13 protein-coding genes are annotated in these 16107 nt (G+C 62.9%); 3 read left to right on the top strand and 10 right to left on the bottom strand.

Translation table 11 applies throughout. The features are described from left to right. Positions 1-49: 49 nt before the first annotated feature. Entirely contained in the window at positions 50-1165 is a 1116-nt protein-coding gene (locus A3AU_RS0101575; protein ID WP_027051223.1) for an endonuclease/exonuclease/phosphatase family protein, read from the bottom strand. A 188-nt stretch (positions 1166-1353) separates the two neighbouring features. Here A3AU_RS0101575 and A3AU_RS0101570 point away from each other — a divergent pair, with 188 nt between their 5' ends. Beyond that, on the top strand, positions 1354-1917 hold the full coding sequence (locus A3AU_RS0101570) for a BA14K family protein (protein ID WP_027051222.1): 564 nt from the start codon (positions 1354-1356) through the stop codon (positions 1915-1917). A 165-nt stretch (positions 1918-2082) separates the two neighbouring features. Here A3AU_RS0101570 and ilvC read toward each other — a convergent pair whose 3' ends face one another. The 3 genes from ilvC to A3AU_RS0101555 form a co-directional block, all read right to left on the bottom strand. Beyond that, complete coding sequence (ilvC, locus tag A3AU_RS0101565) at positions 2083-3102, bottom strand: ketol-acid reductoisomerase (protein ID WP_023757108.1); 1020 nt, start codon at positions 3100-3102, stop codon at positions 2083-2085. A gap of 18 nt (positions 3103-3120) precedes the next feature. Continuing rightward, positions 3121-3792 carry a TetR/AcrR family transcriptional regulator gene (locus tag A3AU_RS0101560; protein WP_418001056.1) on the bottom strand — a complete coding sequence of 224 codons (672 nt, stop codon included), beginning with the start codon at positions 3790-3792 and terminating at the stop codon, positions 3121-3123. A gap of 166 nt (positions 3793-3958) precedes the next feature. After that, the gene (locus tag A3AU_RS0101555; RefSeq protein ID WP_027051220.1) at positions 3959-4417 is read right to left on the bottom strand and encodes a MarR family winged helix-turn-helix transcriptional regulator; all 459 of its coding nucleotides are present in this window, start codon (positions 4415-4417) and stop codon (positions 3959-3961) included. A gap of 99 nt (positions 4418-4516) precedes the next feature. Between A3AU_RS0101555 and A3AU_RS0101550 the strand changes: the two genes are divergently transcribed. Beyond that, entirely contained in the window at positions 4517-5242 is a 726-nt protein-coding gene (locus tag A3AU_RS0101550; RefSeq protein ID WP_027051219.1) for a glutathione S-transferase family protein, read from the top strand. A gap of 38 nt (positions 5243-5280) precedes the next feature. Here the strand turns inward: A3AU_RS0101550 and A3AU_RS0101545 are convergent, their stop codons facing one another. The 3 genes from A3AU_RS0101545 to A3AU_RS0101535 form a co-directional block, all read right to left on the bottom strand. Further along, positions 5281-8091: a CHAT domain-containing protein gene (locus tag A3AU_RS0101545; protein WP_027051218.1), complete on the bottom strand. Its 2811-nt coding sequence runs from the start codon at positions 8089-8091 to the stop codon at positions 5281-5283. A 34-nt stretch (positions 8092-8125) separates the two neighbouring features. Further along, positions 8126-9382, bottom strand: coding sequence for an FAD-dependent oxidoreductase (locus A3AU_RS0101540; protein ID WP_032916706.1), 1257 nt, complete (start codon positions 9380-9382; stop codon positions 8126-8128). An 86-nt stretch (positions 9383-9468) separates the two neighbouring features. Then, complete coding sequence (locus A3AU_RS0101535) at positions 9469-9879, bottom strand: winged helix-turn-helix transcriptional regulator (RefSeq protein ID WP_027051216.1); 411 nt, start codon at positions 9877-9879, stop codon at positions 9469-9471. Between the two features lie 145 nt (positions 9880-10024). Here A3AU_RS0101535 and A3AU_RS0101530 point away from each other — a divergent pair, with 145 nt between their 5' ends. Beyond that, positions 10025-10915 carry an SDR family oxidoreductase gene (locus A3AU_RS0101530; RefSeq protein ID WP_027051215.1) on the top strand — a complete coding sequence of 297 codons (891 nt, stop codon included), beginning with the start codon at positions 10025-10027 and terminating at the stop codon, positions 10913-10915. A gap of 34 nt (positions 10916-10949) precedes the next feature. Here the strand turns inward: A3AU_RS0101530 and A3AU_RS0101525 are convergent, their stop codons facing one another. The 3 genes from A3AU_RS0101525 to A3AU_RS0101515 form a co-directional block, all read right to left on the bottom strand. Then, on the bottom strand, positions 10950-11990 hold the full coding sequence (locus tag A3AU_RS0101525; protein ID WP_027051214.1) for an SDR family oxidoreductase: 1041 nt from the start codon (positions 11988-11990) through the stop codon (positions 10950-10952). 43 nt (positions 11991-12033) lie between these two features. Continuing rightward, positions 12034-13953 carry a potassium transporter Kup gene (locus tag A3AU_RS0101520; protein WP_027051213.1) on the bottom strand — a complete coding sequence of 640 codons (1920 nt, stop codon included), beginning with the start codon at positions 13951-13953 and terminating at the stop codon, positions 12034-12036. Between the two features lie 188 nt (positions 13954-14141). Continuing rightward, complete coding sequence (locus A3AU_RS0101515) at positions 14142-16055, bottom strand: potassium transporter Kup (RefSeq protein ID WP_027051212.1); 1914 nt, start codon at positions 16053-16055, stop codon at positions 14142-14144. Between the last annotated feature and the right edge of the window lie 52 nt (positions 16056-16107).

Here is a 16107-nt window from a genome sequence, read left to right as displayed (position 1 = left end):
CAAGCTCCAATCCTGCTTATCGAGCCCTGCTTATCGAGCCCAGCCCTGCTTATCGAGCCATGTCCAGCGTGATCGCCACTGGGCAATGGTCCGACGCTTTCGGCCGGTCCCAGCCGGCGCGCGGGAAGCGCTCGACCTCCTGGCCCGCCGGAAAGATCGTGCGCCAGGGCTGGCCGTTGCGGATGATGTCGGGAACGGCGGTGGCATTCCTGGCCGCGAGTCCCTTGGACAGCAGGATGTAGTCGAGTTGGCAGAGATGCCGCTCCGCGGGTCCACGCGTGTGATAGAAGGTCCAACGGTTCATTTCCGGACGCCTTTCGACTACGTTCTCGCAGAACCCGCCCGCCGTCAGCACGTTGACGCAGGACTGGGCCTCGTCGACCACCTCGAAACGGTAGCCGTCGACATCGTCGCCGGCGATCTTCACGCGCTGGCGGTAATCGTTCATGTCGCCGCAGATCGCCCAGCGCTTGTCGGCGGCATGCTCCTTGCCGAAGCGCTCCTCGATGATGCGGCGAACGGCCAGCGCCTCGGCGACGCGCACCGGCATCGTCGCCTCGCGCCCATCGAGCCCGTTACGCGGCGAGCCCATCGACTTGAAGTGCACGAGGTAGAGCGTCAGCGGCACGCCGCCGACGGTGAGGTCGACTTCCAGGCAGTCGCGGCGGAAGATGCGCTCATTGGCCTGGTTGCCGAGATCAGCCAGCTCCGGTGTGTGCAGCCCGAACTGTTCATAGGTGACATAGGCGTGGCTGGTCATGCGCACGAATTCGATCGGCTGTCCCTGCGCGGTCTCGTTGCGCATCATCACGGCGACGTCGATGCCGCGCGAATCATTGCCGGACGTGGTGTATTTCTGCCGGTAGCCCTGCCCCACCATCTTGAACAGATAGCCGTATTCGAAGGCCTTCAGCGCCTCGATGTTGTCCACCTCCTGCATGCAGATGATGTCGGCGCGTGTGGCGGCAATGGCCAGCGCCGTCAGCTGGCGCGTATCGTCGGACTGCGCGATGGCGCGGGCCTGCTCCAGCATCTTGTACTCCGCCTCGCTCTGGATATCGAACAGCGCCAGCGTCCGATCCTCGTTGAGCTGATTGCGATAGCCGGAAAAATCGAACCTGTTCATCAGGTTCTCGACATTGAAGGTGGCAAGGCGCAGCGACATATCCCGACCTTTGCCCGCAAGTGCCGGAGAAAACAAGATCGCGGGACCACAAGCAGGGATCGATTGGTCCTGGAGGCATTCGCGCCATGGTTGACGGAACCTTTCCGTTCATCCGCCGTTCAGACGCAACCCCCCACAGTATGCCCATTCCAGGGTAGGCGTGGGGGCTGTAACTCTTGGAGAGTGCAATGAACTCGCTCTTTTCTTCCACCATCAAGTCCGGGCTGATAGCGCTCGGCATTGTCTCCGGCATCACGGCACCGTCCGCCGCCGGCCCGATCCTGCAGCCGGACCTGTCGATTCCGACCAGTACGGCGGCGCCGGTAATCACTCCGGTGCGTGACGGATGGGCCGGCGGCAACGACCGGCAGTTCAACAATGACGATTGGAGATGGCGTCGGAATGGACGCCACTGGAATGGAGGCGGTAACTGGAATGGCGGTGGCAACTGGAACCGCGGCGACGACTGGCGCTGGCGTCATGGCCGCCGCCACTATCACGGCGGCTACTACGACGATGGCGCCGCCGCGGTTCTGGGCCTTGGCCTGGGTCTCGGCCTTGGCAGCATGTACAATAACTACAACAATTACGACTACTATGCGCCGCCACCGCGGCGCTACTACCGCGCCGGCCGGCTGTCGAACGCCCATGTGCAATGGTGCTACAACCGCTACAGGTCGTATCGTTCCTGGGACAACACGTTCCAGCCCTATAACGGCCCGCGCCAGCAGTGCTGGTCGCCCTATAGCTGAGATACAACTCAGGCCTAAATAGAAACGGCGCCTCGCGGCGCCGTTTCTATTGGTGAGCGTGAAACGCTCGGTTGTTGGCCTTGTCGACCAGCTTGTTCTTCGAAATCCCCGCGCGACCGCAGGGCGAAGCCCGAGGACGCGCGAGGCCAAGAGCGCGGATTTCGCTCAGTTCTTGGCCTTGTCGACCAGCTTGTTCTTGGAAATCCACGGCATCATCGCGCGCAGCTTGGCACCGACTTCCTCGATCTGGTGGCTGTCATTCATGCGGCGGATGCCCTTGAAGCGCGACATGCCGGCGCGGTATTCCTGCATCCATTCCGAGGTGAACTTTCCGGTCTGGATGTCCTTCAGCACGCGCTTCATCTCGGCCTTGGTCTCGGCGGTGATGATGCGCGGGCCCGAGACATACTCACCCCACTCGGCGGTGTTCGAGATCGAGTAGTTCATGTTGGCGATGCCGCCTTCATAGATCAGGTCGACGATCAGCTTGACCTCGTGCAGGCACTCGAAATAGGCCATTTCGGGCGCATAGCCGGCTTCCACCAGCGTCTCGAAGCCGGCACGGATCAGTTCGACCAGGCCGCCGCACAGCACGACCTGCTCGCCGAACAGATCGGTCTCGCATTCCTCGCGGAAATTGGTCTCGATGATGCCCGAACGGCCGCCGCCGACGCCGCAGGCGTAGGACAGAGCCAGGTCGAGCGCGTTGCCCGAGGCGTCCTGGTTGACGGCGACCAGGCACGGCACGCCGCCGCCCTTCTGGTACTCGCCGCGCACCGTGTGGCCCGGGCCCTTCGGCGCGATCATGACGACGTCGACGGTCGACTTCGGCTCGATCAGGCCAAAATGCACGTTGAGGCCGTGCGCGAAGGCGATCGCCGCGCCGTCGCGGATGTTCGGCGCGATCTCGTTCTTGTAGATATCGGCCTGCAGTTCGTCGGGCGTCGCCATCATCATCAGGTCGGCCCATTTGGCGGCGTCCGCCACGCTCATCACCTTGAGCCCGTCGGCCTCGACCTTCTTGGCGGTCGCCGAGCCGGCCTTGAGGCCGATGGCGATTTCCTTGGCGCCGGAATCCTTGAGGTTCAGGGCATGCGCCCTGCCCTGGCTGCCATAGCCGATGATGGCGACCTTCTTGCCCTTGATCAGGTTGAGATCGGCATCACGATCGTAATAAACACGCATTTTGTCTTCCTTCCCGTTTTAGAAATCAGAGGCCTTGCGGCCGGTTTTTGCTCCATGAAGAGCGAGAAACTGCTGCGTCGCCCGCGCGGCATCGCCGCCGATCGCCGCCTCAGTCAATTCCAGCCGGTCGCCCAACAGCAGACGGATCTGCACGTCTCGGGCGACCAGCCCGAAAAAAGTGCGGAACGCCGTCTCGGCATCCGCGAAATCGAGAAGCCCGGCCCGGCGCCCGGCCTCGAGCACCGGCTTCAGCCGCCTTGCCAACGCGAAACGGCCATTTTCCAGCACGACGGCGCCGAGATTATGCTTGCCCTCTTTGCGCCTAGTTGGCCCGGCATGGCCGACGGCGACCCGGTTGAGCGCAATGGAGGTGTCGCTGGAGATCACCTTGAGCCAGTCGGAAGCGAAGCGCTCGAGGCTTGCCGCCAGCGAGGCAAGGTCGAGCCCCTTTCCGTCGACCGGAGCCACCCGGACCTTGGAGGCTTGCCACTGCACGGTTGCTGTCAACAGCCCGTCGCGGTCGCCGAACCATTTGTAGAGCGTTTCCTTGGAACAGCTGGCGCGCCTCGCTACGGCGGTCATGGTCAGCTGATCACCCTCCTCGACCAACAGCCGTAGCACTGCGTCCAGAACGGCTTTCTGCCGTTCCGTCAGCGCTTCGCTGTTGTCGATGTCGGCGTTGGCCAGCAACACTTCCGGTTCCCTTTCGATGGGTACGGTCGCCGTCAATGTGAGGCGTACCGTACGTTACGGTTCGGCATATTGCGCAATCCGGCAACCAGCGCAAGGGCAAAAGTAGAAATACCTCACTGCAAAAAGGCGATGGTGCGCAAAGGCCGCTTGGTGCTGGCCAGCTTCAATCGTCCGCCGGCGGATGGCGCAGCCGGCCAAGCAACGCCGACACCGTGTTCAGCTCGTCCGTCGAGAGTTTGGCGCCAACCAATTCCTCGATCGACCGCCCATAGACGGCCCACATCCGGCGGCGTGTCTCGCGCCCCTTGGTCGAGATGCGGATGGTTTGCCCGCGGCCATCATCGGCCACCGGCAATTTTTCGACCAGCCCATCGGCCTCGAGCCGGGCCAGCAGCCGCGAGATGTTGTATTGCGCGAACAGAGTGCGCTCGATCAATTGAAACGGCCGCAACCCGCCCTCGCCCGCCTCGGCAAGCTCATGCAGCACGTCGTACCAGGCCAGCGGCGGCAGGCCGCCCTTTTTCAGCGCATCTTCCGTGCTCTCCACCAGCTGGCGCGACACGCGCATCAGGCGAGCCCAGGCCTTGATGGCTTCCGGCGAAGGCGTGGCTTTTTCGGTCATGAGCCATTCTAGGTGATAGATGCATATGCATCAAGCTTGACGTTTAATGCGAATGCATCTACATAGATGCAACTGCATCAATAATCGAGGAGCAAACCCATGAAGCTTATTCTCGTGAGCCACCCTCTCTGCCCCTATGTCCAACGCGCGGCGATCTCGTTGACCGAGAAAGGCGTGCCGTTCGAGCGCGTCGACATCGACCTCGCCGACAAGCCTGTGTGGTTCAAGGCCATTTCGCCACTCGGCAAGGTGCCGCTGTTGCGCGTTCAGCGGAACGGCGAGGAAACGACGATCTTCGAATCCGCTGTCATCCTCGAATTCCTAGAAGAGACACACGCCGATCCGCTCCACCCCGCGGATCCCTATGCCCGTGCCCGGCATCGTGCCTGGATCGAGTTCGGCTCGGCCACCCTCAACGCCATCGGGCGATTCTATTCGGCGTCGACCGAGGCTGGATTTCTCGCCGAGTCCCGCGCGCTGTCGGGCATGTTCGATCGCCTCGAGGCCGAACTGGCTGACGGCGCCGACCGAAGTGGTCTGTGGTTCGGCGGCGACAGCTTCTCGCTCGTCGACGCGGTGTACGGGCCTGTTTTCAGATATCTCGACGCCTTCGACACGATCGGTGATTTCGACATCCTCGACAACAAGCCGCGCGTAAAAGCCTGGCGGCAATCGTTGGGTGATCGTGCATCGATCAGGGACGCCGTGGCGCCGGACTATCCGCAGCGTCTGCACGCTTTCCTGCAAGCGAAGGGCTCATTTCTGTCGACCCTCATCCATCGCAACGATCAAGCCGGGTCATTTGCGTTGGCGCGGTCGGCCTGAGGGGGCGCGAATCGCGAACCAGAAGCGCTTGAACGGCCTCAGTTCTCGAACATGACAAAGGCGGCCCAGACCCGCGGGTCCTGCGCACCCGATATCTTGCCGTCGCGAGCATCGCGGCGGGTCTGGCGGAGCGCTTCCGGATAAGTCTGCCCTGCGGCAAGCTGACGGTAGAACCCGACCATGAAGGCTGCGGTGCCGGCGTCGTCCACCGGCCACAATGTCAGCAGCGAGCGTTTGGCGCCGGCAATGTCGATCGCCGTCGGCAGGCCGCGCAAACCGCCGACGAATGTCTCCTGGCCACGGGCGGTCTCGCAAGCCGACAGGACAAGCAGGTCGAGGCCCGACAGATCCCAGTTCATCAGTTCCATGCCATAGAGCCGGCCGTCATCATCGTCCCGTTTCATCGACTGCCGGTCTCCCGACTGCGACAGCACGACCTGGCTCTGCCAAAGCGCGTTCACGGCGCCCAGGCCACCCTCTTTCTCGTCACGGTAAGCGCCATGGGTGGCCAGATGCGCGACCGTCGCCTGCTCCATATCCTGGCGCAGCGTCCGCTCGCTCGCCGCCGTTCCGGTCAGCAATTCGACCGAATAGTCATCGCCGCGCAGGATCGAGGCGATCGCGTCGACCTCCTTGCGGGTACCCGGCAGCGGCTCCGCTCCCTTTTCCGGACCTCGTGCATAGTCAAGACCGCCGGCCAGCAAGGCTTTGCCGGTCCTGGGAAAACTCTGATCGACGCCAGCATTCAACAGCGATTCCGGCCGCGTCAGCATGCGCACGACGAAACGGTCGTCGAGCGACGCGCCCTTGCCGTCCTGCAGCAAGGGGAACGGCACGGAAAACAGCTTTCCGTCCGGCACCACGAAAAGCGCGTCGGCGCCGCCAAGCGACGGCTCCAATGGGGCGATCAGGCCGGCGTAAAGTCCAGTGAATGTGGCGTTGAGATCGACCAGGGTCACGGCGCCGCGTTCCTGTGCGGAACGCGTCGATCTCAGACCTGCCATGCGTGTCTCGCGAGCCGCAGGGATGAGCTGGCGCGGATCGCCGAGATCGTAGAGACGCGGCGGCTGGTCCTTGCGGGTGACAATCGCATAAAGGCGCTCATCTTCCAAAGGATCGGCGCTCTCCCGATCCGCCCGCCACTTGCGGGTGATGAAATAGTCGATCAGGGCTTCGTTGGATTTCAGCAGTGTGTTGGCCGATGGCAGCGGCTTGTCCACCAGGCTCTGGCTGAAACTGTAATTGGCCATGACTTTGGCGGTGGCCTTTTGGTAAGCCGCCTCGACCTGTTCGGGCTGTACCGCGCCCGGATCGTCGGAGCTGTCGCCGCTGGACGCCGCCTCCTGATAGGCCAGGGACAGCCGGATCCCGCTCTGGATCAAAGACCGTGTCTCGGCATCGCTCGGATCGATCAAGCGGGCGAGCCTTCGCAACAGATCGCGTTTCTCGTTTTCAAGCGTCGGCCAGCGGCGGACGGCTTCGGCAAACGCCGGCACCACCGACGCATTGTCTTTTGCCAGGCGCGCATAGTCGTAGAGCATCTCGTCGGCCAGGGCGCGACTGGCCTCGGCGACGACGGGATTGCCTGATGTGCTTACCTGAAACCAATTCCAGCGCAGCATGTCATCATCAAGAGTGGCGAAATCGGCGGCCGCCGCCCCCGGATTCGTCTTTGCCTTGAGATTGGCCATCGCCTGACGCGCTGCAAAGGTCAGCGGGTGCACGGCGCCGTAGGTCGCCCCCGCGACGCTGTAGGCCCGGTCGAGTTGGGCCATGCTGCTTTCGGTGTCACCCACGGCGGCGAAATGCGTGGCGAGCAGGTTGGCGACCCTGATTGCCAGTATTTCTGGATAATTCGGGTCTGTGGTCAGTTGTTGCAGCTTTGCCAGCGTCGGCTGATCGAGCGGCTGCGCACCAGAGAGCGCCTTGGTGTAGAGGAGCCAGGCGTCGGCCTGTTCGACCAGATTGCCTTCCTGCTTTAGAACGACGGCAATGTCGCGGTTCTGCTGAAAGTGGTGCAAGGCCTCGTCGTATTGGCCAAGGTCCAGATAATCCTGCGCGGTGTTGTTGGCGCTGACCAGAACATTGAAATGATTTGCGCCGTAGTAGCCGATCCGCTTCTCCAGCACCGCCAGGTCGTACTGCAAGGCGCGGGTTGGAGCCCCCATCTGGCGCAGCATGTCGGCCAGATTGTTCTGCAGCTTCCAGATGAAACGATCATCCGTGCCGGTCACCTGCCCGGCCAACTTCAGATTGCGCTGCTCGATATTGATGGCGGAAGCGATCTGACCGAATGCCGCGACCCCGGTCGCCAGCACATCGTTGGCATATAGGAGCTCCTGCGACTCCTTGCCGTGGTAGCGGGCGTATAAATTGGTGGCTGTCGCGCACATAGACACGAACCCCTGATAGTCCTTCTCGGCCTGCTTCAGCATCGCATAGTTGAGATAGAAGTCGGCGCGCTTGGCGACATCCTGCTGCATCGCTCGGATTTTCAGGCCTTCGGCAAAAATCTCTTCGGCGTCGTCGAGGATCTGGTTGTTGAGGAAGGTCGCGCCGGCGTTCGAATAACTCTCCACGGTGAATTCGTAGAGGTCGCTTCTGGCGGCATCGAGCAGCGTTGCCCGCAACTGCGCGTAGCCTTCATCGAAGCGCCCGGCATCCATCATCAGTCTGTAGGCCGCGTCGATGCGAGCTCTCAGGGTCTCCTCGCTGTCCGCCGGCGCCTGCTGGCTGGTCTGACCTGGTGTCTGGGCTTGCGCTTGCAGTGAAGGAAACGCCACCGCCAGCATCAACAGGACAGATGCGACGACGCGCATCAGATGTTGCGATTTTCGCGCTTTGAACATGGTGTGAATTCGGGGCCGGCCTGAGCGAAAACTGTCATGCGTTCGTATCATGGCCAGGATGTCGTCCGAAATCCCATCGCACCTCGGCAAGCCTCGCCCGCTTGAACGGGTCGATCGCCGTACCGGCCACCATCGACGCGAGGAACTGTGGTGCCGGCGGGATTTTTGCGATGGTCGCCACCAGCCTGTCGCGGATGAAGGGCAGCGCCACGGAATCCGACTGGTAGAACGGCGTGAACGCCAGCGACAGCGCCTGGAAGACACGCACGTGCCAACGCCGCGCCTTGGCATAGGTTTCCAGCGCTGCCTCGATAGTTTCCGCGCACGCCAGCGCATGGCTGAGCGCAGCCGCGTCGAGCAGCGCCATGTTGGCCCCTTGTCCGAGTTGCGGGCTGGTCGAATGCGCGGCATCGCCGATGACGGCCAGCTTGCGGCCAATCGGGAGCTTCATCGTGTGGTGGCCGTAGCGCGCCAGCGACAACTGGTCGAAACTGTCGATCTGGCTGGCGTACGCCTCGCTTTGCGGCCACAGCCGCACCACCCTCTCCTTCCAGGCCTCCAGGCCCCGGGCGCGCACCCTCTCGGCATCATCGGGCTTCAGGCTCCAGAAGAAGGCCGCCATCTTCCCGGCACCGGGCTCGGGCCTGCCTATCGGCAGCACGCCGATCATCACGCTGGCCTTGTCATAGCGCTGCGAAAGCGCGTGCCCGTCAAAGCCCTCGCCGCGCCAATCGAGCGACGCCCAGAACGCGCCATAGGTTAGTGGCCGCGGCGCGCCTGCATTGCCCACACTCTGCCGCAGTTTCGAGCGCGAACCGCTGGCGTCGACAACCAGGTCGAACGGCCCAATCCTTCGTCCATTACCAGAGACCAACACCGCGCGTTCGCCGGTTTCCACCGTCTCGATCTCGACGCCGGTCTCGATGGAAATGGCCTCGCGCCGGGCAGCGCGAAACAGCCCCCCGAACAGTGCCGCCCGGTGTACGGCCAAGCCGAAACGCCCGCCCCGTTGGGCGTCATAGCGGACGTCGAGCACGGTGCGCCCGGTCGAGGCATCGGCGCCATGCAGCCGGTCGATGCGAGCGCCGAGCGCCAGTATGTCGTCGAGCAGGCCGAGATCGGCCAGCACCGTCAAGCCGGTCGGCTGCAGGATCAGGCCGGAGCCGACCGGCTTCGGCGCCTCGAAGCGCTCGAAGATGGTGACCCGGTGCCCGGCGCGCTTGAGATAGAGCGCCATGGCCAGCCCCGCCGGACCGGCGCCCGCAATTGCGATGTCGTAGGAAATGTCGATGCCCCCGCGCCAAACGGCGGCACAATCCCTTATGGATGCCACCAAGGCAAGCTGGCGCTTTGACGCTTCAGCGGTGCAAGCCAGGCTCAGGCTTGGGCCGTATCAAACCCCTTGCGCGCCTCGCGCACCGCATCGTGGTTGAGCTCGGCCCACTGAAGCAAATGCTGCAAGGCGCCAAACATCGACCGCCCGAGGTCGGTGAGGCTGTATTCGACGCTCGGCGGCTTGGTCGGGAAGACTTCGCGATGCACGTAACCATCGCGCTGCAACTCATGGAGCGTCTGGGTCAGCATGCGCTGCGAAATATCGGGGACCAGCCGCCGCAACTCACCGAAGCGATAGGGCTGCTCGGCAAGTGCCGCCGTCAACAGCGAACTCCATTTGCCGTTCAACCCCTGGATCACGTCGCGAACCGGGCAATCGGCGAGATTTCCGCCGCCGGTCATCGCTTTGTAGATTTCGAGCTTGGACTTCAGATTGACGACAGTGCTGTCCATGGCCGCTTCCCGGTGGTTCCCTGCGTGTGCCTACCTCCCGAAAAACTGCCTTCTTTACGGCATCGGGTCAATTCTTATTTTAGTGCTGGTCTCTTTTTGAGACCGACACCCGAACCGCCCTTTCGGCGCAACGTCAGGATCTCCCATGACCGCAACCCTCCTCGTCACCGGCGCGTCCGGCCACCTCGGCCGAAGCGTCATCAACCATCTGCTCGACACCTTCAAGGTGCCGGCGTCCCGCATTATCGCCACCACCCGCACGCCGGCCAGCCTCGCTGATCTCGCCGCGCGCGGTGTCACTGTCCGCGAGGCGGATTTCGACGATCAGGCTTCGCTCGCCAAAGCCTTCGCGGGCACCGATCGGGCGCTCATCATTTCAACCAACGAGTTGGCGATCCAGGGAAAGCGGCGAGAGCAGCAGCTGGCGGCAGTCGCCGGGGCCAGCAAGGCAGGCGTCGGCCACCTGCTTTACACCTCGATGCCCAACACGGAGCCGGGTTCCCCTGTCCTCTTCGCGCCCGACCATTACGACACCGAACAGGCGATCAAGGCGAGCGGCATCCCCTACACGATCTTCCGCAATGGCTGGTACGGCGAGAACCTGTTCATGGCGATGCCGCAGGTCCTGGCGTCGGGCCAATGGTACACATCGGCCGGCGATGGCGCCATTTCCTATGGCGCGCGTGACGACTATGCGGCGGCGATTGCTGCGGGTCTGGCGTCGGACACCAGCGAAAGCAAGACTTATACGCTGACTGGCCCCAAGGCCTACAAGACCGCCGAAGTTGCGGCGATCGTCACCGAACTCACCGGCAAGCCGATCCAGGTCATCCAGCTTTCCGACGAGGCCCTGACCGAGGGCATGAAGGGAGCCGGCCTGCCGGAGGGCATCGCCAAGGTTCTGGTGTCCTTCGACGCCGCCACACGCGCCGGCGACCTCGGCATGGTTACGGATTCGGTGGAGACGCTTTCCGGCCGGAAGTCGGCACCGTTGAAGCAGTTCCTGGAAGCCAACAAAGCCGCCCTGGCCGGCTGATATCCGCGCGGCGGGAGGTCGCCTTCCCGCCGCGCTACTTCGATGCCTTGACCAGGCCGAGCCGGACCAGGCTCTCGCCGGTCGCGGTCAGTGCGTCTTGCCGCGAGCGCGGCGCCCAGCCGAGCACACGCACCGCCTTGGCGTTGGTGGCATTCTTGACCTTGCCCAATTCCGTTACCAGCTGTGCGGCTTCCGGATTGAACAGTCCGACGACCCGCACCAGCCAATCGGGAAGCTCACGCGTCTTGACGCGTGCCGCCGCATCGCCGAGCCGCGTTTTCAGGGTCTGCGCGATCTCCCGCACGGTCATGAAATCGCCTGACACCGCCAGGAAGCGCTCGCCCGCGGCGGCCGGATTGGTCATGGCACGCACATGCAGGTCCGCCACGTCGCGCGCATCGACGACGCCGAAGGACAGGCGCGGCAGCCCAGGCATGGCGCCGTTCATCATGCGCTGGACAAATTCGGTCGGGGTCGAATGGTCGGACCCCAGTACCGGGCCGAAAATGCCGACCGGATTGACGACCGACAGTTCCAGCCTGCCGCCCTCGGCGGCGATGAAATCCCAGGCGGCGCGCTCTGCAAGCATCTTCGACTTCACATAGGCGCTGACCTTGGCGGTCGGATCGGTCCAGCTCTCCTCGGTGAAAGGCCGGCCGTCGGGCGGCATCTTGCCGTAGCCGATGGCCGCGAAGGACGAGGTCAGCACGACGCGTTTCACGCCTGCGTCCCGTGCGGCCCGCAGCACCCGCAATGCACCCTCACGAGCCGGGATGATCAAATCGTCCTCATGCTTCGGCACGCCGGGCGGAAATGGCGAGGCGACATGGAGCACATAGTCGCAGCCGGCGACCGCCTGCGGCCAGCCGGCGTCGCTCATGAGGTCGGCCACGGCAAAGGACAGCCTGTCGCCCGGCCCGACGCCGCCCGCCTTCAGCATGGCCAGCACATCGGCCTCACGCCTGGCGGAGCGCACTGTCGTGCGCACGCGGTAGCCCGCCTTCAAGAGTTCAAGGACACAGTGGGCGCCGAGGAAACCTGATCCGCCGGTGACAAGCACCAATTCGCCGCTCATGCCGGCCTCCCCAACTTCGTCAGGTCAGGTGTTCGTTCGACGCTTAGATCGCCACCTGCGTGCCGATCTCTACCACACGTCCGGTCGGGATCTGGAAATATTCGGTCGCGTCGGCCGCTGTTCTGGCCAGACCGATGAACAACCGGTCCTGCCACACCGGCATACCCGAATTAGGCGAGGCCTTGAGCGAGCGCCGTGACAGGAAGAAGGAGGTCGTCATGATGTCGAACTTCCAGCCCTGCTTGCGGCAGATGGCCAGCGCGCGTGGAATATTGGGCTGTTCCATATAGCCGAAGGTCAGCGTCACCCGCATGAACAGCTCGTTGACCGTCTCCATCTTGACTCGGTCGCTGTCGGGCACCACCGGCTGCGGCGCCGTCACCACCGAAAGGATGACATTCTGCTCATGCAGCACCTTGTAGTGCTTCAGGCTGTGCATCAGCGCTGTCGGCGCGCTGAGCGGATCGCTGGTCAGGAACACCGCGGTGCCCGACACCAGCTGCGGTTTCTTCTTCAGCAGATTGCCGGCCAGGAAATCGAGCGGGATCTCGTTGCGGCGGGTCTTGTCGAACAGATAGCGGCTGCCGCGCACCCAGGTCCACATGCCCAGCACGATGGTGAACGCCACCAGCAGCGACGCCCAGCCGCCTTCGAACACCTTGACGATGTTGGAGGCGAAGAAGCCTATGTCGATGAGAGCGAAAAGTACGGTCAGCGGGATCGCCAGCGACAGCTTCCACTTCCAGATGCGCGTCATGACAACGTAGAGCAGCACCGTCGTCACCAGCATGTTGCCGGTCACCGAAATGCCATAGGCCGACGCGAGCTTGCTGGATTCGCCGAAGCCAACCACCAGCATCATCACCACCAATGCCAGCAAAAGGTTGACGCGCGGCATGTAGATCTGGCCGGACTGCTTTTCCGAAGTATGCAGGATTTCCAGCCGCGGCAGCATGTTGAGCTGCACCGCCTGGCGGGTTAGCGAAAAAGCCCCTGAAATGACCGCCTGGCTGGCGATGACTGTAGCCGCTGTCGCTAGCACCACCATCGGAATCAGCGCCCAGCCTTCGTTCATCTCGAAGAACGGATGGCCGACAACGCCATTCTTCGCCAGCACGAAGGCGCCCTGCCCGGCATAGTTCAAAAGCAGGCAGGGGAACACGATCGCCAGCCAGGCCAGCACGATCGGCTTGCGGCCGAAATGGCCGAGATCGGCATAAAGCGCCTCGGCACCTGTGACCGCAAGGAAGATGGCGCCGATGGTGACGAAGGCGACATCGGGCGAATGGATCAGGAAGGCGACGATGTAGTGCGGGCTGATCGCCCACAGGATTTCCGGATCACTGATGATATGGTTCAGGCCGGAAAGACCGATGGCCAGGAACCAGACCGCGGTTACCGGACCGAAAACCATCCCCACGCCGCCGGTGCCGAAACGTTGCACCGCGAACACCATGGCGAGGATAACCAGCGTCAGCGGCACGACATAGGGTTGGAAGGTCGGCGTGACGACATTCATGCCCTCGACCGCCGACAGGACCGAAATCGCCGGCGTGATGACCGCGTCGCCGAAAAACAGCGAGGCGCCGACGATACCAACGCCGAGCATCAGCGCCGAGCGCCTCGGAAAACTGCCGCGCGCCAGCGCCATCAGCGACAGCACACCGCCCTCGCCGCGATTGTCGGCGCGCAGCACGAACATGATGTATTTGATGGTGACGATGATCGTCAGCGACCAGATGATGAGCGACAGCACACCGAGAATATCTTCGCGTTGCGCAACGCTGCCGTGCGACGACGCCACCAGCGCCTCGCGAAAGGCATAGATCGGGCTGGTGCCGATATCGCCATAGACCACGCCCAGCGCGCCCAGCATCAGCACCTTGGTGCTATGCTGTTCGATTTCCGGATGGCTCGACTGTTCGACGGGTTCTGCCTCACTACCAGTGTTGGCAAGGGCCATGGACGACACTCCGATAAGCGCGCGGTGCTCTACGCTTGCTGCAATGCAATATCAAGTGCCGTCACGTGATATCTCCCCTGCAGGCAACGCTAGGCTCCTTGGGAAATGGCCTGAAATCCAATGGCCGCGGGCTGAATTCGCGGCTGAGGGACATGGCTGGCCCGCCCATAAGACCTGCCGCATCCGCCTTAAATAGCGACTTGTGTGCCGATTTCCACGACCCGTCCGGTCGGGATCTGGAAATATTCGGTCGCGTCGGCCGCTGTTCTGGCCAGACCGATGAACAACCGGTCCTGCCACACCGGCATGCCCGAATTGGGCGAAGCCTTGAGCGAGCGCCGTGACAGGAAGAAGGAGGTCGTCATGATGTCGAACTTCCAGCCTTGCTTGCGGCAAATCGCCAGAGCGCGGGGGACGTTGGGCTGTTCCATATAGCCGAAGGTCAGCGTCACCCGCATGAACAGCTCGTTGACCGTCTCCATCTTGACCCTGTCGCTGTCCGGCACCACCGGTTGCGGCGCCGTCACCACGGAAAGGATGACGTTTTGCTCATGCAGCACCTTGTAGTGCTTCAGGCTGTGCATCAGCGCTGTCGGTGCACTCAACGGGTCGCTGGTCAGGAACACCGCGGTGCCCGCCACCAGATGCGGCTTCTTCTTCAAAAGATTGGCGGCGAGGAAATCGAGCGGGATCTCGTTGCGGCGGGTCTTGTCGAACAGATAGCGTGTGCCGCGTATCCAGGTCCACATGATCAACCCCATCAGGCAGGCAACCGTGATCGAGACCCAGCCGCCTTCGAAGATCTTGACAATGTTTGCCAGGAAGAAGCCGCTGTCGATGATGCCGAACAGCAAGGTCAGCGGCAGGGCGACCGCCAGGGTCCATTTCCACAGCTTGCGCATGACGACGAACAGCAGGATCGTCGTCATCAGCATTTCGCCGGTCACCGAGATGCCATAGGCGGAAGCCAGCGAACTCGAGCTGCCGAAACCGACGACCAGCAACATCACTCCCAAGGCGATGAGCAGATTGACGCGGGGCATGTAGATCTGGCCGAGTTGCATTTCGGAAGTATGCTGTACCTCGATGCGTGGCAGAAGGTTGAGCTGCACAGCCTGGCGGGTCAGCGAAAAAGCACCCGATATGACTGCCTGGCTGGCGATGACCGTCGCGGCCGTCGCCAGCCCCACCATCGGCATCAGTGCCCATTCAGGCAGCATCTGGAAGAATGGATTGGTCGGCCTTCCGCCATTGGCCAGCACAAATGCACCCTGCCCGAAATAGTTGAGCAGCAGGCAGGGGAAGACCACGGAAAACCACGCCAACACGATAGGCCTGCGCCCAAAATGGCCGAGATCGACATAGAGTGCCTCGGCCCCGGTCACCGCTAGGAACACCGCGCCGACAGTGACGAAGGCGGCCGTCGGCGTGCTGGCAAGATAAGCGACCGCGTAATACGGATTGATGGCCAGCAGGATCGATGGATCGTCCATCAGGTGATAAAGCCCCGCTACGCCGATAGCCACGAACCACAGCGCGGTCACCGGCCCGAACACGGCCGCCACCTTTCCAGTGCCGAAACGTTGCACCGAGAACAGGATGGCCAGGATGATCAGCGTGATCGGCACGACGTAAGCGTCCAGTGTCGGCGTCACCACCCTGAGGCCCTCGACCGCCGACAGCACCGAGATGGCTGGCGTGATGATCGAATCGCCGAAGAACAACGCCGCGCCGCAAAGGCCGATCGCCAGGATCAGCCGCGCGCCTTTGGGATAGGCGCTGCGCGCCAGCGACATCAGCGACAGCGTGCCGCCTTCGCCCTTGTTGTCGGCCCGAAGCACGAAGGCGACATATTTTATGGTCACGATGATGGTCAGCGCCCAGACGATCAGTGACAACACGCCAAGCACGTGAGCGCGCGTATCGATGCCTGGCGAAGCGTGAAGCGCCTCACGAAAGGCGTAGATCGGACTGGTCCCGATATCGCCATAGACAACGCCAAGCGCACCCAGCATCAAAACCTTGGTGCTTTGCTTTTCGGCCTCGGAATGGCTCGATTGCTCGGCGGTTTCGGCCTCGCTACCGCGACTGGCAAGGTCCATGGACCACTCCCCGACAAGCGCGCGGTGCTTCACGCATGCCGCAACGCGATGT

Origin of the sequence: Mesorhizobium erdmanii USDA 3471 (assembly GCF_000472705.1) — a bacterium.
GTDB classification, from domain to species: Bacteria; Pseudomonadota; Alphaproteobacteria; order Rhizobiales; family Rhizobiaceae; genus Mesorhizobium; species Mesorhizobium erdmanii.
This window is presented reverse-complemented; position numbering and strand designations above follow the sequence as displayed.